This window comes from Pseudomonas sp. R76 (assembly GCF_009834565.1).
Classification (GTDB): Bacteria; Pseudomonadota; Gammaproteobacteria; order Pseudomonadales; family Pseudomonadaceae; genus Aquipseudomonas.
Genome location: NZ_CP019428.1, coordinates 6,501,024 through 6,522,174 on the forward strand (window position 1 = coordinate 6,501,024; position 21,151 = coordinate 6,522,174).

At 60.7% G+C, this 21,151-nt stretch carries 20 protein-coding genes; 9 read left to right on the plus strand and 11 right to left on the minus strand.

Annotated elements, in window-relative coordinates; all coding sequences use genetic code 11:
• Positions 1–34: 34 nt before the first annotated feature.
• Positions 35–1,537 (plus strand): exopolyphosphatase, encoded by a 1,503-nt coding sequence (gene ppx / locus PspR76_RS29550; RefSeq protein ID WP_159960867.1) that lies wholly within the window; start codon positions 35–37, stop codon positions 1,535–1,537.
• 136 nt (positions 1,538–1,673) lie between these two features.
• Here the strand turns inward: ppx and ppk1 are convergent, their stop codons facing one another.
• Both ppk1 and hemB read right to left on the minus strand, forming a co-directional pair.
• Positions 1,674–3,896: a polyphosphate kinase 1 gene (gene ppk1 / locus PspR76_RS29555; RefSeq protein ID WP_159960869.1), complete on the minus strand. Its 2,223-nt coding sequence runs from the start codon at positions 3,894–3,896 to the stop codon at positions 1,674–1,676.
• Positions 3,897–3,914: 18 nt separating this feature from the next.
• A complete protein-coding gene (hemB, locus tag PspR76_RS29560; RefSeq protein WP_159960871.1) occupies positions 3,915–4,928 on the minus strand; it encodes a porphobilinogen synthase in 1,014 nt (337 codons plus the stop codon).
• Positions 4,929–5,136: 208 nt separating this feature from the next.
• On the opposite strand from hemB, the gene PspR76_RS29565 reads away from it, so the two are divergent.
• Positions 5,137–5,784, plus strand: coding sequence for a DedA family protein (locus PspR76_RS29565; RefSeq protein WP_159960873.1), 648 nt, complete (start codon positions 5,137–5,139; stop codon positions 5,782–5,784).
• Here PspR76_RS29565 and PspR76_RS29570 read toward each other — a convergent pair.
• The gene (locus PspR76_RS29570) at positions 5,765–7,000 is read right to left on the minus strand and encodes a sterol desaturase family protein (RefSeq protein WP_159960875.1); all 1,236 of its coding nucleotides are present in this window, start codon (positions 6,998–7,000) and stop codon (positions 5,765–5,767) included. The two genes, PspR76_RS29565 and PspR76_RS29570, sit on opposite strands and share 20 nt — an antisense overlap.
• Before the next feature lie 116 nt (positions 7,001–7,116).
• Here PspR76_RS29570 and elbB point away from each other — a divergent pair, with 116 nt between their 5' ends.
• Positions 7,117–7,782, plus strand: coding sequence for an isoprenoid biosynthesis glyoxalase ElbB (gene elbB / locus PspR76_RS29575; RefSeq protein ID WP_159960877.1), 666 nt, complete (start codon positions 7,117–7,119; stop codon positions 7,780–7,782).
• 232 nt (positions 7,783–8,014) lie between these two features.
• Here the strand turns inward: elbB and PspR76_RS29580 are convergent, their stop codons facing one another.
• Both PspR76_RS29580 and PspR76_RS29585 read right to left on the minus strand, forming a co-directional pair.
• Entirely contained in the window at positions 8,015–8,470 is a 456-nt protein-coding gene (locus PspR76_RS29580; RefSeq protein WP_159961681.1) for a YaiI/YqxD family protein, read from the minus strand.
• 2 nt (positions 8,471–8,472) lie between these two features.
• The gene (locus PspR76_RS29585) at positions 8,473–10,368 is read right to left on the minus strand and encodes an FTR1 family protein (RefSeq protein ID WP_159960879.1); all 1,896 of its coding nucleotides are present in this window, start codon (positions 10,366–10,368) and stop codon (positions 8,473–8,475) included.
• Positions 10,369–10,635: 267 nt separating this feature from the next.
• Here PspR76_RS29585 and PspR76_RS29590 point away from each other — a divergent pair, with 267 nt between their 5' ends.
• Genes PspR76_RS29590 through PspR76_RS29605 form a run of 4 tightly spaced genes read left to right on the plus strand, consistent with a single transcriptional unit; the run spans position 10,636 to position 13,779 of the window.
• Positions 10,636–12,030, plus strand: coding sequence for a COG3014 family protein (locus PspR76_RS29590; protein WP_159960881.1), 1,395 nt, complete (start codon positions 10,636–10,638; stop codon positions 12,028–12,030).
• Between the two features lie 10 nt (positions 12,031–12,040).
• Positions 12,041–12,412 (plus strand): YcfL family protein, encoded by a 372-nt coding sequence (locus PspR76_RS29595; RefSeq protein WP_008439304.1) that lies wholly within the window; start codon positions 12,041–12,043, stop codon positions 12,410–12,412.
• A 35-nt stretch (positions 12,413–12,447) separates the two neighbouring features.
• Complete coding sequence (lpoB, locus tag PspR76_RS29600) at positions 12,448–13,035, plus strand: penicillin-binding protein activator LpoB (RefSeq protein ID WP_159960883.1); 588 nt, start codon at positions 12,448–12,450, stop codon at positions 13,033–13,035.
• Between the two features lie 3 nt (positions 13,036–13,038).
• Positions 13,039–13,779: a penicillin-binding protein activator LpoB gene (locus PspR76_RS29605; RefSeq protein WP_159960885.1), complete on the plus strand. Its 741-nt coding sequence runs from the start codon at positions 13,039–13,041 to the stop codon at positions 13,777–13,779.
• Between the two features lie 155 nt (positions 13,780–13,934).
• On the opposite strand, the gene PspR76_RS29610 is transcribed toward PspR76_RS29605, so the two are convergent.
• From PspR76_RS29610 to PspR76_RS29620, 3 genes are all read right to left on the minus strand, one after another.
• Positions 13,935–14,567: a LysE family transporter gene (locus PspR76_RS29610; protein WP_159960886.1), complete on the minus strand. Its 633-nt coding sequence runs from the start codon at positions 14,565–14,567 to the stop codon at positions 13,935–13,937.
• An 89-nt stretch (positions 14,568–14,656) separates the two neighbouring features.
• Positions 14,657–15,229: a mechanosensitive ion channel family protein gene (locus PspR76_RS29615; protein WP_159960888.1), complete on the minus strand. Its 573-nt coding sequence runs from the start codon at positions 15,227–15,229 to the stop codon at positions 14,657–14,659.
• Positions 15,229–17,139 (minus strand): ATP-binding cassette domain-containing protein, encoded by a 1,911-nt coding sequence (locus PspR76_RS29620; RefSeq protein WP_159960890.1) that lies wholly within the window; start codon positions 17,137–17,139, stop codon positions 15,229–15,231. Before PspR76_RS29620 ends, PspR76_RS29615 begins: the two co-directional genes overlap by 1 nt.
• Before the next feature lie 50 nt (positions 17,140–17,189).
• Between PspR76_RS29620 and PspR76_RS29625 the strand changes: the two genes are divergently transcribed.
• The gene (locus PspR76_RS29625; protein WP_174245650.1) at positions 17,190–17,654 is read left to right on the plus strand and encodes a TIGR02444 family protein; all 465 of its coding nucleotides are present in this window, start codon (positions 17,190–17,192) and stop codon (positions 17,652–17,654) included.
• On the opposite strand, the gene PspR76_RS29630 is transcribed toward PspR76_RS29625, so the two are convergent.
• Entirely contained in the window at positions 17,651–18,856 is a 1,206-nt protein-coding gene (locus PspR76_RS29630) for an AlgP family protein (protein ID WP_159960893.1), read from the minus strand. The two genes, PspR76_RS29625 and PspR76_RS29630, sit on opposite strands and share 4 nt — an antisense overlap.
• A gap of 192 nt (positions 18,857–19,048) precedes the next feature.
• Between PspR76_RS29630 and PspR76_RS29635 the strand changes: the two genes are divergently transcribed.
• On the plus strand, positions 19,049–19,726 hold the full coding sequence (locus tag PspR76_RS29635; protein ID WP_159960894.1) for an FKBP-type peptidyl-prolyl cis-trans isomerase: 678 nt from the start codon (positions 19,049–19,051) through the stop codon (positions 19,724–19,726).
• A gap of 54 nt (positions 19,727–19,780) precedes the next feature.
• Here the strand turns inward: PspR76_RS29635 and rsd are convergent, their stop codons facing one another.
• Entirely contained in the window at positions 19,781–20,239 is a 459-nt protein-coding gene (rsd, locus tag PspR76_RS29640; RefSeq protein WP_159960895.1) for a sigma D regulator, read from the minus strand.
• A 211-nt stretch (positions 20,240–20,450) separates the two neighbouring features.
• Complete coding sequence (locus PspR76_RS29645; protein ID WP_159961684.1) at positions 20,451–20,972, minus strand: disulfide bond formation protein B; 522 nt, start codon at positions 20,970–20,972, stop codon at positions 20,451–20,453.
• Positions 20,973–21,151 lie beyond the last annotated feature (179 nt).

The window sequence follows — 21,151 nt, forward strand, 5'->3', positions numbered from 1 at the left end:
CGATGGTCGGGTTATCGACCGAGACCCCCAAACCATGCCGCAATCCCAAGCCAAGAATCTGTCCCTGATCGCCGCCATCGACCTGGGCTCCAACAGCTTTCACATGGTCGTGGCCAAGGCCCAGAACGGCGAAATCCGCATCCTTGAGCGGCTCGGCGAGAAAGTACAACTGGCTGCCGGGATCGACGACGAGCGCCAGCTCAATGAAGAATCCATGCAGCGCGGGCTCGATTGCCTCAAGCGTTTTGCCCAACTGATCAACGGCATGCCCTTGGGCGCTGTGCGAATCGTGGGCACCAACGCCTTGCGAGAAGCCCGCAACCGTGGCGACTTCATCCGCCGCGCCGAGGAAATCCTCGGGCACCCGGTAGAAGTCATTTCCGGCCGTGAAGAAGCGCGCCTGATTTACCTCGGCGTGTCCCACACCCTGGCCGACACCCCCGGAAAACGCCTGGTGGCGGACATCGGCGGTGGCAGTACCGAATTCATCATCGGCCAGCGTTTCGAGCCACTGCTGCGCGAAAGCCTGCAGATGGGTTGCGTCAGCTACACCCAGCGTTACTTCAAGGATGGCAAGATCACCCCGGCGCGCTATGCACAGGCCTACACGGCGGCGCGCCTGGAGATCATGAGCATCGAACACGCTCTGCACCGCCTGACCTGGGATGAAGCCATCGGCTCGTCCGGCACCATCCGCGCTATCGGCCTGGCCCTCAAGGCCGGCGGCCATGGCACCGGTGAGGTCAACGCCGAAGGCCTGGCATGGCTCAAGCGCAAACTGTTCAAGCTGGGCGATGCCGAGAAGATCGACTTTGACGGCATCAAACCCGACCGCCGCACCATTTTCCCGGCCGGCCTGGCGATTCTCGAAGCGATCTTCGACGCCCTCGAACTGCAACGCATGGACCACTGCGACGGCGCCCTGCGCGAAGGCGTGCTCTACGACCTGCTGGGCCGTCATCACCACGAAGACGTGCGTGAGCGCACCCTCAGCTCGCTGATGGAGCGTTATCACGTCGACCTGGAACAGGCCGCCCGTGTGGAGCGCAAAGCCCTGCACGCGTTCGACCAGGTGGCCGAGGACTGGGAGCTGGAAGACGGCGTGTGGCGCGAGCTGCTCGGCTGGGCCGCCAAGGTGCATGAAGTGGGCCTGGACATCGCCCACTACCATTACCACAAGCATGGCGCCTATCTGATCGAGCACTCGGACCTCGCCGGTTTCTCCCGTGAAGACCAACAGATGCTCGCCCTGCTGGTGCGCGGCCATCGCCGCAACATCCCCAAGGACAAGTTTGCCGACTTCGGCGGCGAAGGTATCAAGCTGATTCGCCTGTGCGTGCTGCTGCGCTTTGCGATTCTGTTCCACCACATCCGTGGCACCCAGGAAATGCCCCAGGTAACCCTGCGCGCCAACGGCGACAGCCTGGACGTGGTGTTCCCCAAAGGCTGGCTGGACGAAAACCAGCTGACCCAGGCGGACTTCGCCCAGGAAGCGGAATGGCTGACGCGGGTGGGGTTTAGCCTGAACCTGCGCTAAGCCGATCTAAAGAACACTGCAAAAACAACTGTGGGAGCGGGCTTGCCCGCGATGACGGAGTATCAGTCAATGCATCTTTGACTGACCTACCGCTATCGCGGGCAAGCCCGCTCCCACATTGGATCTGCGCAGGCTTTTAGTTCACCGCCAGAATCGGGCTACCCAACTTCTCCAGCAACGTCGCCTGCGCACTGCGCGGGTTCTGGTTGCCGGTTGGTGTGTTACGCACGTAACGGCCGTCCGATTGCAGGCTCCAGCTGTGGGTGTTGTCGGTCAGGTAGCTTTCCAGCTCCTTCTTGACGCGCATGATCAGTTTCTTGCCTTCCACCGGGAAGCACGTTTCCACCCGCTTATCGAGGTTGCGCTCCATCCAGTCGGCACTTGAGAGGAACATCTGCTCCTCGCCGCCGTTGAGGAAGTAGAACACCCGCGTGTGCTCCAGGAAGCGACCGATGATCGAGCGCACATGGATGTTGTGCGACACGCCGACAATGCCCGGGCGCAGGCAGCACATGCCGCGCACCACCAGGTCGATGCGCACACCGGACTGGCTGGCCTTGTACAGCGCGCGGATGATCTTCGGGTCGGTCAGCGAGTTGAACTTGGCGATGATGTGCGCCGGCTTGCCGTCGAGGGCGAACTGAGTCTCGCGGGCAATCATGTCGAGCATGCCCTTCTTGAGCGTGAACGGTGCGTGCAGCAGCTTCTTCATGCGCAAGGTCTTGCCCATGCCGATCAACTGGCTGAACAACTTGCCGACGTCTTCACACAAGGCGTCGTCGGAGGTCAGCAGGCTGTAGTCGGTGTAGAGCTTGGCGTTGCCGGCGTGATAGTTGCCGGTGCCCAAGTGCGCGTAACGCACGATCTCACCGGCTTCGCGGCGCAGGATCAGCATCATCTTGGCGTGGGTCTTGAAGCCGACCACACCGTAGATCACCACCGCACCGGCCGCTTGCAGGCGGCTGGCCAGTTGCAGGTTGGACTCTTCGTCGAACCGTGCACGCAACTCGATCACCGCGGTGACTTCCTTGCCGTTACGCGCGGCGTCGACCAGTGCATCGACGATTTCCGAGTTGGCGCCGGAGCGGTACAGCGTCTGGCGCACGGCCAGCACGTGCGGGTCTTTGGCGGCCTGGCGCAGCAGGTCGACCACCGGGGTAAACGACTCGAAGGGGTGCAGCAGCAGAATGTCCTGCTTGCTCACCACACTGAAGATGTTCTCGCTGTTTTGCAGCAGTTTCGGGATCTGCGGCGTGAACGGCGTGTATTGCAGCTCGGGGTGACTGTCCAGGCCGGTGATGCTGAAAAGGCGCGTCAGGTTGACCGGGCCATTGACCTGGTACAACTCGGACTCGGCCAGGTTGAACTGCTTGAGCAGGTAGTCCGACAGGTGTTTAGGGCAGGTGTCTGCCACTTCCAGTCGCACCGCGTCGCCGTAGCGGCGTGAGAACAGCTCGCCGCGCAGGGCACGGGCCAGGTCTTCGACGTCTTCGGAGTCCAGTGCCAGGTCGGCGTTACGGGTCAGGCGGAACTGGTAGCAGCCTTTTACCTTCATGCCCTGGAACAAGTCGTCGGCATGCGCGTGGATCATCGACGACAGGAATACATAGTTGTCGCCAGCGCCACCCACCTCTTCCGGTACTTTAATGATCCGTGGCAACAGGCGCGGTGCCGGGATGATCGCCAGGCCCGAATCGCGACCGAAGGCGTCGATGCCTTCCAGCTCGACGATAAAGTTCAGGCTCTTGTTTACCAGCAGCGGGAACGGGTGCGTCGGGTCGAGGCCGATCGGCGTGATGATCGGGGAAATCTCGTCACGGAAGTAACGGCGCACCCAGGTCTTGATCTTGGTGGTCCAGTGACGGCGACGGATGAAGCGGACCTGATGTTTTTCCAGTTCCGGCAGCAGGATGTCGTTGAGGATCGCGTATTGGCGGTCCACATGGCCGTGCACCAGCTCGCTGATGCGCGCCAGGGCCTGATGCGGCTGCAGGCCGTCGGCGCCGGCTTGTTCGCGGGCGAAGGTGATTTGCTTTTTGAGGCCGGCAACGCGGATCTCGAAGAACTCGTCCAGGTTGCTGGAGAAGATCAGCAGGAATTTCAGCCGTTCCAGCAGCGGATAGGACTCATCCAGCGCCTGCTCGAGCACGCGGATGTTGAATTGCAGTTGCGACAGCTCGCGGTGGATGTACAGGCTGCTGTCATCCAGGTTGGTCACCGCCGCTACCGGGGCCGGCGCGGGCGCCTCGGCCACCACGGCAGGCGGTGCCGGCTCCATTTCAGGCGGCGTTTCGGTGACTTGTTCCACCACCGGGTGAGCGTCTTTTACGGCAACTTCTGAGAGTCCTTCGGTATTCATCGAGTGTTCCTGTGAGGGCTATTGTTGCTCTCTAAGCAATTGGGCAGCGCGGGCGGCGAAGTAAGTCAGAATGCCATCGGCGCCAGCACGTTTAAAGGCAGTCAGGGATTCGAGGATCACCCCTTCACTCAACCAACCATTCTGGATCGCGGCCATGTGCATGGCGTATTCACCGCTGACCTGATAGACAAAGGTCGGCACCTTGAATTCCTCTTTGACCCGGCAAAGGATGTCCAGGTACGGCATCCCGGGCTTGACCATCACCATGTCGGCGCCTTCGGCCAGGTCGGCCGCCACTTCGTGCAGGGCTTCATGGCTGTTGGCCGGGTCCATCTGGTACGAAGCCTTGTTGGCCTTGCCCAGGTTCAGCGCCGAGCCCACCGCATCGCGGAAGGGGCCGTAATAGGCGCTGGCGTACTTGGCCGAGTAGGCCATGATCCGCACATTGACGTGGCCGGCCAGTTCCAGGGCTTCGCGAATCGCCTGGATGCGGCCGTCCATCATGTCCGACGGCGCGACGACCTGGGCGCCTGCGGCTGCGTGGGATAACGCCTGCTTGACCAGCGCATCGACGGTAATGTCGTTCTGAACATAGCCGTCTTCGTCAAGAATGCCATCCTGGCCGTGGGTGGTGAACGGGTCCAGCGCCACGTCGGTGATCACCCCCAGGTCCGGGAAGCGCTCACGCAGCGCGCGGGTGGCACGCTGGGCAATGCCTTGCGGGTTCCAGGCTTCGGCAGCGTCAAGGGACTTGAGTTCAGACGGTGTCACCGGGAACAGCGCCAGCGCCGGAATCCCCAGTTCAACCCAATTCGCCGCTTCTTCAAGCAGCAGATCAATGGTCAAACGCTCCACACCCGGCATCGACGCCACCGCTTCCCGACGATTTTCACCGTCCAGCACAAACACCGGCAGGATCAGATCGTTCGTCGTCAGCACGTTTTCACGTACCAGGCGGCGAGAAAAATCATCACGGCGATTGCGGCGCAGACGGGTGGCGGGGAACAGGCGATTGGCAGGGGTAAAGCTCACGACAGACTCCTGAGCCCGCGTTTACGGGCGAGCGTTGCAGTTATAAGCGGCCATTATGACGAAGGAATGACAGTTGTGCTTATCGATGCGACCTGTAGTCGCATTCGTCGTTTATGTAGGAATTGTTCACTTCGTGACACATCTCGATACTTTCATGAATGTTCACGAAGGCGTAGGCTGCGCGTTCATTTCGCCAGCACCCCAGACCATGCTTCAACAATTTCTGCATGACTTCGGCTACTTTGCGCTCTTCCTGGGCACCTTCTTCGAAGGCGAGACCATTTTGGTTCTCGCAGGCTTCCTGGCGTTCCGTGGATACATGGATATCAACCTGGTGGTGGTCGTTGCCTTTTGCGGCAGCTATGCCGGCGACCAGCTGTGGTACTTCCTGGGGCGCAAACACGGGCGCAAACTGCTGGCACGCAAGCCGCGCTGGCAGTTGATGGGCGACAAAGCGCTGGAACATATCCGTAAGCATCCGGACATCTGGGTGCTGAGTTTCCGGTTCGTCTACGGGCTGCGCACCGTGATGCCAGTGGCGATTGGCTTGTCCGGTTATCCGCCTTTGCGCTATTTGCTGCTCAACGGCATTGGCGCGGCAGTATGGGCAGCAGCGCTTGGCGCAGCGGCGTACCATTTTGGCGCGGTGCTGGAAGGCATGCTCGGCAGCATCAAGAAATATGAGCTGTGGGTGTTGGGCGCGCTGTTGTTGCTGGGCTTGGCCCTGTGGCTGCGTCGCCGCTTCAAGAACGCGCGCATTGCCCGCCAGGCCTGCGAAGATGCCAAGGCCCGGCTGGCGGCGGAACAGCTCGCCGAGCCCGCCAAGATCGACGCGCCTAAGACGCCAATCGAGTAATTCGGCCCCTGCAACAGTAGAGTCCGATCACGCTGAGCAAGCTGTAACTCACCAGGCCCAGCCAGCCCAAACTGCTGGCCGGCCACAGCCCGACCAGCGGCGCCAGCCACACCAGTGGCACATTCAGCCCCAGGCGCACCAGCTCGGCCTTCAGCGCCCAGGGGCGGTTTTCCAGGGCGACGCCCAACGTGAACAACCCCAGTGCCATCGCACTCCAGCCCAAGACCAATGCCGCCGTCGGCAGCCCTTCGCCGAAATTCATCAAATAGCTGCCAAACCCCACATACGCGGCAAATTGCAAGGCAATGTAAACCTGCTGGCGCGCATCCAACGGCACTTCGAATTTACGGAACTGGCTCAAGTCGGGCTTGGCCAGCGGGTACTTGGCCTTCACGTCCGCCGGGCGCCAGCCGGTGCGCATGAACCAGATGCGCAGCTTGTCCCACCAACGCTCGGTACGTCGCGCATCACTCCACAGCTGGGCATAAAACTGCAGGTTGGCCCACAGCGGGTTCCAGCTGGCCAAGGGCGTGGTCACGCCAAAGATCACCGGTTCGTTTTCGTCTTCTTCCTGGAAGCTGCCGAACAGACGGTCCCAAATAATGAACACTCCGCCGTAGTTGCGATCCATGTAGAGAGCATTCTGTGCATGGTGAGCCCGATGATTGGACGGTGTGACAAAGAACCACTCGAACCAGCCGAGCTTGGGCACGTGGCGGGTGTGCACCCAGAATTGATACAGAAGATTGAGCGACGCCACGCTGATAAACACCACCAGCGGCACACCGAGCACGGCTAGGGGCAAGTAGAAGACCCAGCTCAGCAGAAACCCGGTGCTGGTCTGGCGCAAGGCGGTGGTGAGGTTGTAGTCCTCACTTTGGTGATGCACCGAGTGCGCGGCCCACAGGATGTTGCGCTCATGGCCGCAGCGGTGCAGCCAGTAGTAGCAGAAGTCGTAGAACACAAAGGCGAACACCCAGGTCCACACACGCTCGGCGGGCAGCTCGACCAGCGCCAGGTGCTTGAGCGCGAATGCGTAAGTCAGCAGCCCCACGCCTTTGGTCAACAAGCCCGTGGTGGTGGACAGCACACCCGTGCTGAGGCTGTTGATGGCATCTGCGACCCGGTAATTGCGCTCGCCGCGCCAGCGGTCTGCCAGCAACTCAACCACGATCAAGGCGATGAAAAACGGTACCGCGTAAGGCACGAAGTCCATGGGCTAGTCCGGTCTATTTTTGTTACATCAAGATTAGGGGCAGCGGCGGGATATCCCATTGGCAACAGGTGACAAATTAGTAGACATTTAACGCCACGAAATAGGGAGAAATATTCATGAGCAAAAAGATTGCAGTGATCCTTTCCGGCTGTGGCGTGTACGACGGCGCAGAGGTCCACGAAAGCGTAATCACCTTGCTTCGCCTGGATCAGCGTGGTGCTCAGGTCCAATGTTTTGCGCCGGATATCGCGCAACACCACGTGATCAACCACCTCACCGGCGAAGAGATGCCCGAGTCACGCAATGTGCTGGTGGAATCGGCACGCATTGCTCGCGGCGAAGTGAAGGATATAGCGCAGGCGAGTGCCGAAGACTTCGACGCGCTGATCGTGCCCGGCGGGTTTGGCGCGGCGAAGAACCTGTCGAACTTTGCCGTGGAAGGCGCGCGTTGCAGCGTCAACCCGCAAGTACTGGCGCTGGCCGAGGCCTTTGCCGAAGCGGGCAAACCGGTGGGGCTGATCTGCATCTCGCCGGCGCTGGCCGCGAAGATCTACGGCCCCGGCGTGACCTGCACCATTGGCAACTGCGCCGACACCGCCGCAGCCCTCGACAAGATGGGCGCCACTCACCAGGAATGCGGGGTTGAGGATATTGTCGAAGACACCGCGCGCAAACTGGTGAGCACCCCGGCCTACATGCTCGGCAAGCGCATCAGTGAGGTGGCATCAGGTATCAATAAGCTGGTGGATCGCGTGCTCGAATTGACTCACGAGAATGACTAATTGTGGCCAGCGGTCGTTCGGTGGCCAGCGAGCTTGTTGTGGCGAGCGGGCTTGCCCCGCGTTGGGCTGCGCAGCAGCCCCAATTCAGGCGGCGCAGTGAGTCAGTTAGCGCGCGGTTGTAGGTTTTAGGGCGGCTTCGCCGCCCAACGCGGGGCAAGCCCGCTCGCCACGACAAGGCGCGCTCGCCACATAAAACCTGCCTGCTACAACAAGCCAGTTCGGGATTACAGGATCAGGCCTGGCGCATCAACCGCGTAAGAATCCGATCCAGAGCATTGGCAAACGCCTGCTTGTCCTTTTCCCCATGGGGCGGCGGGCCGCCGCCCATTTGGCCTTGCTCACGCAGGTCGGTGAACAGGTTACGCACCGCCAGCCGCTCACTCATGTTCGCCGGGCTGAATTCCTTTCCCCGAGGATCGAGGGCCGTCACGCCCTTCTTCACCAGCCGGTCGGCCAACGGCACGTCGCTGCAGATCACTAGCTCACCGGGCACCGCGTGCTCCACCAGGTAGTCATCCGCCGCGTCCGGGCCGCTGGGCACCACGATCAGTTTCACACAGGCAAAACTCGGCTTGATCTGACTCTGCCCCGCCACCAGCACCACGTCGAACTGGCGCTTGAGAGCGAACTTCACGACTTGGTCCTTGGCTGCGCGCGGGCAAGCATCTGCATCGATCCAAACGCGCATCGTCATGCTGCCACGCGGCGTTTTTCCGCCAGACGGCTGCGGCCATACAGCACCACAATTGCCAGGATCGCCAAGGCCTGCGCACTCAACGAATAGGCATCGGCGTGAATACCCAGCCAGTCGAAGTCAAAGAACGCCACCGGTCGCGTGCCGAAGATGCCGGCTTCCTGCAACGCCTTCACGCCATGCCCGGCGAACACCACCGACAGCGCACACAACAGCGCCGCGTTGATGCCGAAGAACAACGCCAATGGCAGCTTCGCCGAACCGCGCAGGATCACCCACGCCAGGCCCACCAGCAGCACCAGCGCCGTGGCGCCACCGGCCAGCACCGCGTTGTGCCCAGCGGGGCCTGCCTGCAACCACAGGGTTTCGTAGAACAGGATCACTTCGAACAACTCGCGGTACACCGAGAAGAACGCCAGCATCGTAAAGCCGAACCGCCCGCCGCCGCCCACCAGGCTGCTCTTGATGTAATCCTGCCAGGCCGCTGCGTGGCGTCGGTCGTGCATCCATACGCCCAGCCACAGCACCATCACACTGGCGAACAGCGCCGTGCAACCTTCAAGCAATTCGCGCTGGGCGCCGCTGACGTCAATCACATACGCCGCCAATGCCCAGGTCGCCAGGCCAGCCAACAGCGCCAGGCCCCAGCCGACGTTAACGCTGCGCACTGCCGACTGCTGGCCGGTGTTGCGCAGGAACGCCAGGATCGCCGCCAGCACCAGGATCGCTTCCAGGCCTTCGCGCAACAGGATCAGCAAGCCGGAGATGTAGCTCAACGACCAGCTCAAGCCATCACTGCCCAGCAAGCCGGCCGATTCAGTGAGCTTGCCCTTGGCCACGTCAAGGCGCTGCTGCACCTGCTCGATCGGCAGGCCGTCCTGCAATGATTGCCGGTAAGCCATCAGGGCTTTCTCGGTGTCCTTGCGCACGTTGGCGTCAACGTTATCCAGCGAGCTTTCCACCAGCTCGAAACCTTCCAGGTAAGCCGCTACCGACAAGTCATAAGCCTGTTCGTGATCACCGTTGCGGAAGGCGGCGAGGCTTTTGTCCAGGGTCGTCGCGGTGTAGTCGAGCAACTGCGCCGGGCCACGCTTGACCTGCGGCGGTTGTGCACGCTGGGCGCGGAATGTGGCGGCCGCGGCCGGGCCGTCAGCGGCCAGCACTTCATTGGGGGTTTGGCGCGCCAGGTCGGCGAGGTTGAAAGGTTGTGCGCTGTTTGCTGCGGCCGGGTCGGCAGTGAAGCCGGCGATATAGGTTGCCAGGTCCCAGCGCTGACGATCATCCAGTTGATCGGCAAAGGACGGCATGTCGGTGCCTTCGACGCCCAGGCCGAGGGTGTTGTAGATCGCATAAAGACTAAGGCGATCAAGGCGCACCGCGTCGCGCAGATTAGCAGGCGGCGGCGTCATGCCCGTTGACGCAGGACCATCACCCGCGCCGGCAGTGCCATGGCACACCGAGCAATGCTGGGCGTAGAGCGGCGCGCCACGCGCGGGGTCTGGTGTGATCGCCGGAGCCTGGCTGACTTCATACGCCACCGCGAGCTTGGCGCCCAATTGGCGGGCTTGGCGGGCGACTGTCGTGCCCTCCTGGCGAGCGGTTACCGCCGCTAACAATTCATCGACGCCCTTGACCAGCTCCACACGCTCCGGCCTTTGCGGCAGTTCGGCCACCAGGCCCTGCAACACGCCGAGAAACTCTAATTGTTCGCGGTATTCAGACTCATCGACCACCTCGCCCGCCTCCACCGTCGGAGGGTAGTCAGCGCCGATGTAATCCAGCAAATGCAGGGCTTGCGGGGCGCCCTCGGCAGTCGCAGCCAGCAGGTTGACGCTGCACGACATCAACGCTGGCAGCAGCAGCCAGGCGAGAAAACGGTAGGGGGCAGTCATGAATGAATCTCAAGTGGAAATGCGAAGTAACACATTGTTTATCGTTAAAACGTTTGACTCAAGGCGTTAATGATTTCGCGTGGAAAGGATGACTCATTTCGAAAACAGCGGTGGTGGCACTTGACGATCACATCAGAGCAAAAAGCCATTGTTTTGCCAGTCTCGGTGCCTATAATGCCGCGCCCTGTTATTGCGAAAGGGAATTTATTTCCTCTTTCTTATGAGGAATTAGAGCATCAGCTGATTACTTTCAGGGAAGACGTTTAAATGGCTTTTCGCGCCCTAACCCCGCTCGCACTCGCGGTGGTGACCTTATTATCCGGTTGCTCGATGTTCCGCAGCTACGACACTGAGCTGCAAGCCACCAACCAGCAGTTGGCCACCGGCAATGTCGAAGGCGCCCTGACCCTGTTGGAAAAAAACAACACCAGCGAAGACAAGGACTTGCTCTATTTCTTTGAAAAAGGCGAGCTGTTGCGGGCCAAGGGCGACCTCACCGGCAGCCAGACCGCCTGGCGCAGCGCCGACCTGCAAGTCTACAAGTGGGAAGAGTCGGTCAAGTTCGACAGCGAGAAATACCTCGCCCAATTCGGCAGCTTAATGGTCAACGACAAAGTGCGTCGTTACGAAGGCTATGACTACGAAAAAGTCATGCTGACCACCCAGATGGCCTTGAACCTGCTGGCCCTGAATGACTTCGACGGCGCCCGCACCGAGATCAAGAAAACCCACGAACGCGAAGCCGTGATCGCCGACCTGCGTGACAAGGAATACCTCAAGCGCGAAAACGAAGCCGAGCGCCAAGGCGTCACCACCCAGCTCAAAGACCTGCGCGGTTACCCGGTTGAAGCCCTGAACGCGCCGGAAGTGATCGGCCTGAAAAACAGCTACCAAAGTGCGTTCAGCCATTACCTGGCAGGCTTTGTCTACGAAGCCCTGGGCGAAAAAGACCTGGCTGCACCCGGCTATCGCAAGGCCGCCGAACTGCGCCCCAACACACCGCTGCTGGAACAGGCATTGCTCGACCTGGACAAGTCCACGGTCGGCGCCGATGAGACTGACGTGCTGATCGTGGTCCAGAGCGGCCTGGCACCGGCGCGTGATTCGATTCGCCTGCCACTGCCGATCCCGATCGACGGTCACTTTGTGATTACGCCACTGTCGTTCCCGGTGATCAAGGCCGACAATTCCACCGCGCCATTTGCCCAGATCGGCGTGGATGGCAAGCAGCAGAACCTCACCGCACTCAACAGCACCACCGCCATGTCGCGCCGCGCCCTGCGTGACGACATGCCGGGGATCATCCTGCGCACCACGGTGCGTGCCGTCAGCCGAGGCATCGCGCAGAACAATCTGAACAAGACCAACCCCATGGCAGGCCTGGTGCTGGGCATCGCCTCGGCCGTGACCGAAGGCGCCGACACCCGCACCTGGCGCACCCTGCCGGACATGACCCAAGTAACGCGCCTGCGCCTCAAGCACGGCGACCATCAGGTCAGCCTGCCCAACGCCCTGGGCGGCACGCTGGTAACGGTCAAGGCCGACCAGCGCTACCAGGTGATCACTCTGCGCGTGGTCGGCAACCAAGTATTCGCTGGCGGCCTCGCGGCCCACGTAGTGCCGAGCACTTCCACTCAAGCCATCGCCCTCAAACAACCTTAAGGAACACGCTATGCGTCATTTCATCCTCGGCGCTCTGGCGCTGGTCCTGCTCGCTGGCTGCGCTACCCCACCGCCGCCAGAGCCCGGCAGCGCCGCCAGCAAAATCGTGGTGATGGGCAAATTCAAAGGCATCGCCGTCGGTGCCATTCGTGTCGCCCGTGAAAACGGCTTCCTCACGGCCAAGGTGCAGTTGAGCAACATCACCAGCAGCAACCAGATGATGTATTACCGCTTCGCCTGGCTGGGTGCCGACGGCTTCCCGGTAGGCGATGAAGAAACCTGGAAAGTGCTGAACCTGTACGCCAACCAAGCGACCTTCCTGCCGGCAATCGCCAACCTGCCCCAGGCCGCAGACTTCCGCCTTGAAGTGAAAACCCCTTGAGCCGCGGCTCAATCCGTATTCAGAGAGATTTCCCCATGTTTGCACGCTTTTCGATTATCGCCGTCGTTGCCCTCCTCGCCAGCGGCTGCTCAAACACCTCGCCGGTACTCGGCGGCAAGAACATCAGCTACGGCGACACCAAGGCCGTGGAACTGGTGACCAACGAGTTCGGTTCCACCGACCTGCAGATGATCGCCGAAAGCATGACCCGCTCCCTGGCCCAATCCGGCATCTTGCAAGGCCGCCCGGTGGTGCAGGTGTACGACGTGAAGAACAAGACCAGCGAGTACATCGACACCCGCGAGATCACCACGTCGATCAAGACCCAGCTGATGAAGACCGGCACCGCGCGCTTCGCCAGTGACAACACCGACATGCAGAGCCAGGTCGACCAGTTGAAGCTGCAGAACCAGAGCGGCTTGTACAAGAAGTCGACCGTCAGCAAGACCGGCAACATGGTGGCCGCCAAGTACCGCCTGGAAGGCTCGATCAGCTCCATCGTCAAGCGCAGCGCGGACTACAAAGACGTGTTCTACAAATTCAGCCTGCAGCTAATCGACGTCGAGAGCGGCCTGGCCGAATGGATGGACGAGAAAGAAATCCGCAAAACCACGGAGCGCTAAGCAATGCGTGCATGGATCGGCATGATCGGCCTGCTGTGCGCCTTTGGCGCCTCGGCCGCCCCGAAGATCGCGGTGACTGACCTTGCCTACGAGGCGCGGGTTGAGGAATACATCCACGCGGTCTCGGCCAGCAACAACTTCCAGGCCAGCGCGTATCACGCCAGTGGTGCGTCGAACTACAGCGAGTACGAGAGCCGCACCAGCTACATCGAACAGACCGAGCTGCGTAAATTCAGCGGTGATATCAAGGGCGAGATTCTCAAATCGCACCAGTTTCAGTTGGTGCAAGGCACGCCCTATACCGCCGACGCCAAGGGCGACGTGTATGACGTGATCAAGCGCATCAAGGCCGGTAACTTCAAGGGCGCAGACTACGTGCTGTTCGGCACGCTGTCAGACATCGACTTCACCCAGGATATCAACGCCCTGGACCACACCAACAGCTACTCGGCCATATTGGGCCTGACACTGGTGGCGGACTTCAGCCTGATCAACACTCGCACCTTCGAGATCACCTCGGCTTTTACCGCCATGGGCGAAGGCCAGGACACCAAGCTGGTGAACAGCCGCGATGTGCGCGTGAGCCTGAACCGGCCGCGCGTGGTGAAGGAAGTGTCGAAAGCCTTGGGTGAGGATGTGGCGCGGCAATTGGCGGAGCAGCTGGGCGGCGGCTATCAAGCCCCCGGCAAGCCTGCGTTGCGCAATAACCTGCCGAGGGATGAAGCGCCGAAGATTTTGCGCTGACCCCAAAGCGTTCACAGACAACGCAAAACCAATGTGGGAGCGGGCTTGCTCGCGAATTCGGTAGATCAGTCAATACATCCTGTGACTGACACTCCGCTTTCGCGAGCAAGCCCGCTCCCACATTTTTGATTGGGTTCCTTCAGTTCAATTGCGGCTTACGTCGTTGCGCGATGCAAGCTGGCCAGGAAACCCGCAGCCCCCACGAACAACCCGGCAAACGTACGGTTCATGCGTTTTTGCTGCTTAGGCGTACGCAACAGGCGCAAGACCTTCGACGCCAGCCCCGTGTAACCGGCCATCACGATCATATCGACGCTGATCATGGTCGCCCCCAGGATCAGGTACTGGATCAGCAGCGGCGCGTGCGGGTCCACGAACTGCGGCAGCACCGCCAGCATGAACACCAGGGCTTTAGGGTTGCTCGCATTGACCAGGAACCCGCGGAACATCATCGCCAGCGGTTTGCCGATCGGACGAATCGCCGCGTCCTCGCTCATGTCCATGGGCAGGGCACGCCATTGCTTGACCGCCAGGTACACCAGGTACGCCACGCCAAACCATTTGATCGCATAGAACGCATTCGAAGACGCCGCCAGAATGGCACCCAGGCCACCCGCGACCACGGCAATTTGCATCGCCAGGCCCAGCTGCAGGCCAATCGCATTCCAGTAACCGCGCAGGAAACCGTATTGCAGGCCGCTGGACATCGAAGCGATGGCCCCGGCGCCGGGGGAAAGGGAGATGATCCAACTGGCCAGGAAAAAGGCCAGCCATGTGTCGAGTGCCATTACACACCTCAGGGGGAGAGTTAGCGGTTGTGCCTAAAGCTAACTCCGCCGCCCAAAGGCTGGCTATCTATTTTTAATCGACCGGGATGTCAGCGGTCACCCGGAAACACGTGGGTGCCGGGCCAACGCCGTACTGAGCGCTGGAAGAACAAGCTGTTAGGCACCTGCACCATCGCGCTGTCGGAACCTGCTTCTTCGACTTCAATCAACGTGGTGTAGAGCAGATTGATCGCCACCACCCGGCCTTTTACGCCGGGTTTGTCGACGGTATCCACCAGTTCGACGATATCACCGAGGCGGAATGGCCCGACAGTGAAAATCAAAATGGCGCACAACAGATTGGACAGCACCGACCACATGGCGAAGAACGCCACGGCGGCAACCGCGACAAACCCCGACAGCGCCGTCCACAACACTGTGGCGGACACACCGAGGCGACCCAGCACGAAGATCAGCGCGCTGCCCATGATCAGCCAGCGCAGGCCGCCACGCAGGGGCATCAGCAGTTGCGGCGGGAATGGGTAGCGCTCACCCAGGCGAGTGAGGCCCTTGGCGACGAAGCGTTGAGCGAGATAGCCGGCCAGCAGGATCAGCAGAATTTGCACGCCAACCCAGGCAGGCTCGACCCACTGGGTGGGCAACGGCAGCTGCAGCGCCTCCATCAGGACAGCGCCTCCAGCTCCGCTTGCAGGCTTTCGAGCAGTTCGAGGGCATCCATCCAGGTTTCCTCCAACTGGCCTTCACGCACCTTGAGCTTGGCTTGTTCGGCCAGCAGGTCGCGCAGCTCGTCCTTGCGCGCGGCCTCGTACACGGCGCTGTCGCCCAGGCTGGTTTCGATCTTGGCCAGGCGCTCGTGCACCTTGCCCAGCTCGGCTTCCAGCTTGTCGGCTTCGCGCTTGTGCGGCGCCAACTGCTGGCGCAGTGCGGCGGCGGCCTGGCGCTGGGCCTTCTTGTCGGTTTTGTCCGGGTTGACCGGCGTGTTGCTGGTCGGCGCGTTGCGCAGGCGGTAATCCGTCAGCCAGCGTGCGTAGTCGTCCAGGTCGCCGTCGAACTCTTCGACTTTGCCGTCAGCCACCAGCAGGAAGTTATCGGTGGTGCTCTTGAGCAAGTGGCGATCGTGAGACACCACCAGTACCGCACCGCTGAACTCCTGCAGGGCCATGGTCAGCGCCAGGCGCATTTCCAGGTCCAGGTGGTTGGTCGGTTCGTCGAGCAGCAACAGGTTCGGCCGGTCCCAGGCGATCAACGCCAGGGCCAGTCGGGCCTTTTCGCCACCGGAAAAATTCAGCACCGGCTCATCGATACGCGCGCCACGGAAGTCGAAACCGCCGAGGAAATCGCGCAGGGTTTGCTCGCGCTCGGTCGGCGCCAAACGTTGCAGGTGCAACAGCGGACTGGCCTTGGAATCGAGAGAGTCCAACTGATGCTGGGCAAAGTAGCCCACCACCAGGTTCTCACCCCGGGTCAGGCGGCCGGCCAGGGGTTGCAACTCACCCGACAGGTTCTTGATCAGTGTCGACTTGCCCGCACCGTTAGGGCCGAGCAAACCGATGCGCGCACCCGGCGTAAGCTGCAGCTTGACCTTCTCCAGGATGGTTTTGTCGCCATAACCCAGGCGCGCATCCGACAGGTCCAGCAACGGGCTGGAGATCTTCACCGACTCGCGGAACACAAAGTCGAACGGCGAATCGACGTGGGCTGCCGACAGCTCTTCCATGCGCTCCAGCGCCTTGATTCGGCTCTGGGCCTGACGGGCCTTGGTGGCCTGGGCCTTGAACCGGGCGATGTAGCTTTCCATGTGCGCACGCTGCGCCTGCTGCTTCTCGAAGGCCTGTTGCTGCTGGGCCAGACGCTCGGCACGCGCGCGTTCGAACGCGGTGTAGCCGCCACGGTAGAGCGTGATTTTCTTTTGTTCGACGTGGGCGATGTTGTCGACCACGGCGTCGAGGAAATCCCGGTCGTGGGAAATCAGCAGCAAGGTGCCCGGGTAGCTCTTGAGGAAGTCTTCCAGCCACAGGATCGCATCGAGGTCCAAGTGGTTGGTCGGTTCGTCGAGCAGCAACAGGTCCGACGGACACATCAGTGCCTGGGCCAGGTTCAGGCGCATGCGCCAGCCACCGGAGAAGTCGGCGACCGGGCGATCCATCTGCTCGTTGGTAAACCCAAGGCCGGCGAGCATCTTGCGGGCACGCGCGTCGGCGGTGTAGCCGTCGGCGCTGTCGAGTTCGGCGTGCAGGCGGGCCTGGGCGGCGCCGTCCTGGGCTTTCTCGGCCTCGGCAAGGTCGTGTTGCACCTGGCGCAGACGCAGGTCGCCATCGAGCACGTAGTCGATCGCGATGCGGTCCAGGGTGTCGATCTCCTGGCGCATATGGGCGATGCGCCAGTCGGCCGGCAGCAGGCAATCCCCGGAATCCGGGGTCAGCTCGCCCAGCAACAGCGCAAACAACGTGGATTTGCCGGCGCCATTGGCACCGATCAGGCCGGCTTTGTGACCGGCGTGCAGGGTCAGCTCGGCGTCTTCAAGAAGACGTTGCGGGCCACGCTGTAATGTTAGGCTTTGAAGTCGGATCATAATGGCGGCGGAGTCTACCAGCTTCGTTGGCCGCTGGCTTGGGTGTGAATATGTGCGCTGACCTGTGGAGCTTTGCCCTCTCGACTTACGCCCGCTCAGGGTGCGAAGCCGCTTGCCTGCGCCTGCAGGCGCAAGGCGCGGATGTATGCCTGTTGCTCTGTGGCGCGTGGCTTGAACAGCGCGGTGTGGCGTCGACACCCGAACGCATGCAGACGCTGCAGCGCATTGCCCAGCCGTGGCAGAAAGAAGTGGTCGAACCCTTACGGCAGGTGCGCGTGCAATGGCGAGCCATGGCGCAACAGGATGCGCAATTGGCGGCGTTACGCGAACGGGTCAAAGCCCTGGAATTGGAAGCTGAACGGCAGTTGCTGACGCGCCTGGAAGCGCTGGCGCACACATGGCCGATCGGAGAAAGCGAGGGTCAACAAGGATGGCTTGAAGGCTTGGCGACCGAAGCCGCCAACCTTGACCCTGACGCGCTGCAGTTGCTGCGCGTCATGGCCACCAGCACTTAGGAAGCGCTGGTTGGGGTGGTGCTTGGCGCTACCGGTGCAGGTGTGCTGCTGGCCGATGCGGTTGGAGCGGTGGAAGCTGCGGGGGTAGCAGCCGGAGCTGCTGGAGTTGCTGGCTTGGCCGGTGCAGGCTTGGCGGCAGCAGGTTTTGCGGCCGGCTTGGCGGCTGGTTTCGCAGCAGCTGGTTTTGCGGCTGGCTTGGCGGCTGGTTTTGCAGCAGCTGGTTTAGCGGCCGGCTTGGCAGCTGGTTTTGCAGCAGCCGGTTTAGCGGCCGGCTTGGCAGCTGGTTTTGCAGCAGCCGGTTTAGCGGCTGGCTTGGCAGCTGGTTTTGCAGCAGCGGTTTTAGCGGCTGGCTTGGCAGCTGGTTTTGCAGCAGCAGTTTTAGCGGCTGGCTTGGCAGCTGGTTTTGCGGCAGCAGTTTTAGCGGCTGGCTTGGCAGCTGGTTTTGCGGCAGCGGTTTTAACGGCTGGCTTGGTAGCTGGTTTTGCAGCAGCGGTTTTAGCGGCTGGCTTGGCGGCTGGTTTTGCAGCAGCGGTTTTAGCGGCTGGCTTGGCAGCTGGTTTCGCAGCAGCGGTTTTAGCAGCTGGCTTGGCGGCTGGTTTTGCAGCAGCAGTTTTAGCGGCTGGCTTGGCAGCTGTTTTCGCAGCAGCGGTTTTAGCAGCTGGCTTGGCGGCTGGTTTTGCAGCAGCGGTTTTAGCAGCTGGCTTGGCGGCTGGTTTTGCAGCAGCGGTTTTAGCAGCTGGCTTGGCGGCTGGTTTTGCAGCAGCGGTTTTAGCAGCTGGCTTGGCAGCAGCTTTAGCTGGCGTACGCGAGCCCAACACTTTAGCCACGGCCTCTTTCACACGACCAACGCCCTGGGCCAGTTTCAGGCTTTCCTGAGCGTCTTTTTTGAGTTGGGAAATGTAGGTGCGGGTTTCAGCTTGGCGATCCTTGAGAGCGTCGAGCAAGTCCTCAAGCTCTTTGACAGCGTCTTTGGCTTTGGCTTGAGCCTTGGCCTTGCCGGCAGTCGCGGCGTCTTGCAGTTTGGTGCGGGATTTGTGCAGCTTTTCTTGCGCTTTACCGCGTTGTTTTTCCAGTTTGGCGAGCAGTTTTTCTGCATCGGCCAAGGCTTGGGAGCACGCGCTTTCCAGATGTTCGAGCAAGCTGCCCGAAAGTTGTTGGAGTAAATGCAACGGGGTATTTACAGGCTTCTGTTTGGCCGACATGGTTTACCTCCTGGCTGACGTGGGTGCGGCTCATACTAGCCCTCTGCTCTTACCGCCGCTAGGGCATGTTGACAGTATCGTTTGCCTTGCGTTGCACCGTGAGTAAATTCTTATCGATATAACAAAAAACTGCGGCACTTTTTGCGCACTCACACTGGCATAATCCGTCGCACTTTCGGCGGGAGAATGCTTATGTCGCGTTACCTTTTTCTAGTGCTCGGCTTGGCGGTTTGCGCGGCCAATGCGGGTGAACAATCGCCGCCAAAAACCACTGCCAAAGACCCACATAATCTCGCTTATAGCCTGGGGGCGAGCCTCGGCGAACGCTTGCGCCAAGAGGTCCCGGACCTGCAGATCCAGGCCCTGATCGACGGACTCAAACAAGCCTATCAGGGCAAGCCACTGGCATTGGATAACGCACGCATCGAGCAAATTCTCGCCGAGCACGAGGCAGAAAATGCAGCCGACGCGCAGGCGCCGCAAAGCGAAAAAGCACTGGCTGCAGAGCAGCAATTTTTGGCCAGGGAAAAAGCCGCAGATGGCGTGCGTGAACTCGCGGATGGCATCCTGCTCACAGAGCTGAAGCCTGGCTGCGGCAGCAAGCCGCTGGCCAGTGATGAAGTACAAGTGAACTACGTGGGTCGTTTACCCGACGGGACCGTCTTCGATAAGAGCACTCAGCCGCAATGGTTTCGCCTGGGCAGCGTGATCAGCGGCTGGAGCAGTGCCCTGCAACAAATGCCCGTAGGCGCGAAATGGCGACTGGTGATTCCATCGGCCCAAGCCTATGGCGCCGACGGTGCGGGCGAGTTGATCCCGCCGTATACGCCGCTGGTGTTCGAGATCGAATTGCTCGGCACCCGGCACTGAGCCAATAAAAAACGGCGCGCAATGCGCACCGTTTTTTTATCTCACCGCTGAGGGTCAGGCCTGGATTGCGGCCTCTTCCTTGTGGGCGTTGTGCAGCACTTCGATCAGGCAGTCTTCCAGTTCGAAACGCTCGTGTAGCAGGCCACCCAGCTCTTTGAATTTCTCGGCAACGCATTTGCCGGCATCACACAGGTCTGTGAACACCAGCAGCTTCTCCGTGATGACATCGATGCGCGGGTAAATAGTCTCTGCCAGGTCCAGACCTCGCTGATCATCAAAGGCTTGCGCTTCCTTTGTCAGCTGCTCGTAGACACCGAAATGCCCGGCAGACACGTAGTCCACCAACACACCACAGAACTCCTGCAACGGTTCACGATTCTCAGCCAGTGCCTCAGGCTTGGCGCCGAGAGCATCAAAGGCCCGAACCAGTTCGTGACGTGCCTTCAACCAGCTGTCGATCAGCTTGTGCACCCCACCCCAGCGTTCCTGAGCATTCTGACAACTTTCCAGCATGATGATCTCTCTTCCCTATAGGGGGCGCTGCCGCTCTGTGCCCGCGCAACACTTCAAGGATAAAAGCGGCAGCCGGACAAGGCCGCATCTGACAATCGGTTTCGATAATGCGTGCGGGCCAGATTATGCCCGCATGACTATGGCTTCAAGGTACGCAGGAGAGAAAGTTCATACAAGTGTTTAATCCTGTCCTACACACTGCGACGTACTTCTATTGCCTCGCCAGGCCCAGGCGGCGGGCGAAAAGCAGCGGTGAAAACTGCATAACGCCCAGGATCAACATCGCCACGAAGAACAACAGGCTCCACTCCGGGAGGCTCAGGTCAAACAGTGTCCAGTTGAGCTCCACGCAGTCGACAGTACCTTTGACTGTCGACTGCAAGGCCTGCCACAGCGACAGGTTTTCAATCATGTATTGCAGGCTCGGCCAGCAATTGGCGGCCTGCTCAGGTGCGACACTTTGTAACAGCACCTGACGCACTGCAGTTATAGCGCCGAGCAACGCACAGCCCATGCTCGCCAGACCGTAAAAGTAGACCATGGAGCGCTTTGGGCTATGAAACACAGCCACCAGATTGAGCAACGTGAAAATTGCCAGAAAGATGCGTTGCACCTGGCAAAGGAAACACGGACGGAGCAGCGCGCCATACTCAAGATAAAAAGACGCACCCAACGTCAGCGCACCAGCCATGAACGCCAGGAGAAACAAGGAGCGTGAAGGGGCCAAAGACATTGTTATCCGTACCGCAAGAGATAGGCCGTTACGGTAGAGGAAAGGCCCGACTCCTTTCAATACGCGCTAGCGCAGACTATTCCGCGAGAGCATGAGGATATGCCGTCAGAACCTGGATGACTTTGAGCAGCTACCAGTAGGAATTCATTACGTAGCGCTTTAGACCGAGTATTTACACG